General features: G+C 44.7%; 2 protein-coding genes. Both read right to left on the reverse strand.

Annotated features, from left to right (window positions below):
* On the reverse strand, positions 1–576 hold a 576-nt coding region (locus tag AC1DUA_RS37990), incomplete at its 3' end, for a 3-keto-alpha-glucoside-1,2-lyase-like domain-containing protein (protein ID WP_477504628.1).
* Positions 577–994: 418 nt separating this feature from the next.
* A partial coding sequence (locus AC1DUA_RS37995; protein WP_477504629.1) for a dockerin type I domain-containing protein occupies positions 995–1,302 on the reverse strand: 308 nt, incomplete at its 5' end.

Raw genomic sequence — 1,302 nt, forward strand, 5'->3', positions numbered from 1 at the left:
CGGCGTATTCATATCCTCAACAAAGATTTGAATGTGATTGCCTATCGCGACCACTTTCATATGACCGCTTGAATAAGGATACGGTACTTTCTGTAACTCCTTATATTCATTGCCGCCTGCCCCGGTTACCCTGGAAAGCATAAGCGTCTTGTCTACTCGCAAAGCAGCGAAGTAACCATTATAGCCATCCGGCACGTTACCTGTCGGCGTTGTGACCCGGAACAGAAGCCCCGATTGATCATCATTGATGCCAGCAACCTGGAGATCCGCTTCATAAACCAAATCTTTAAAGCTTGTGCTTTCAACTACCGTCTTTAAACCAGGTGCGCCAGTCGATTTATACTGATTGGCTGCATTGACGGTCCAAGTCCCTCTGTTCCCCGCATCCGCTGACCCATAGGTTGTCCAGCCATCTGCATTGCCATCGTTAAAATCCTCTCTAAATACCGGCAACGGATCTCCTGCTGCCGCCGAAACCGAAGCAACAGGCAGATACGCAGCAGCCATGCACAAGAGCAGCATGTACGCCCATACTTGTCTAATCTGTTTGTGTTGAAAAGCAAATACTCTGTTCAAACGAAATCCTCCCCCTTAAATCACCTATGTAACCAAGCTGTGGTTCTCTTAATAATGAAGGATGTAAAAGTTTTTGTATTTAGATTATTTGGCATTCCTTTATACTTTTCAGACAAGAAATCGATCTAGCGAATTAGCGGAACTCCAGCAAAGCTGTTGCAAAGGGAACTGGAGTCCTCTATTTAGAGCAGATCGAGCTGTTTCCTTATTTAAGTGGAACTACAAGCTCTTATTTGTCCTCCATATAGCGTTTATCAGAGAAATCGGTCAAATAGCGGCTCGTAGTTCCCTTTGCATGTGGAAATCATGGCTTTCCAGGGAAATAACGGACTATAGTTCCGCGAAAGCCACTCATCCTATAAAAAGACGTTCTGGACTGATCCACTAAGTGATCCGTCCAGAACGTCCAATCTTACGTCTATTGCAGAATTTTTTGCGCCATGATAGCTAAGTCTTGAATGTCAATTTTATTATCGTTATACAAATCTAAGTGTTTGTACTTCTCCCAGTCAGCATCCGCAGAAGACTTCCCATAAGCTGCTGCTAATATGCCTAGATCCGCGATGGAATATTTGCCGTCTCCATTCGCATCTCCAGGGCTGGCAGGTATGACTGCATTTAAGAAGCTGTTCAAAGCCTCGCTTAATGTCACGATTGCTTGCTCAACTTCACCTTGTGTCGATGAAACATTATCAGCCACTGCTTTCGCTTGACTAATCGTTGACC

This window comes from Paenibacillus sp. 01T422 (assembly GCF_056398785.1).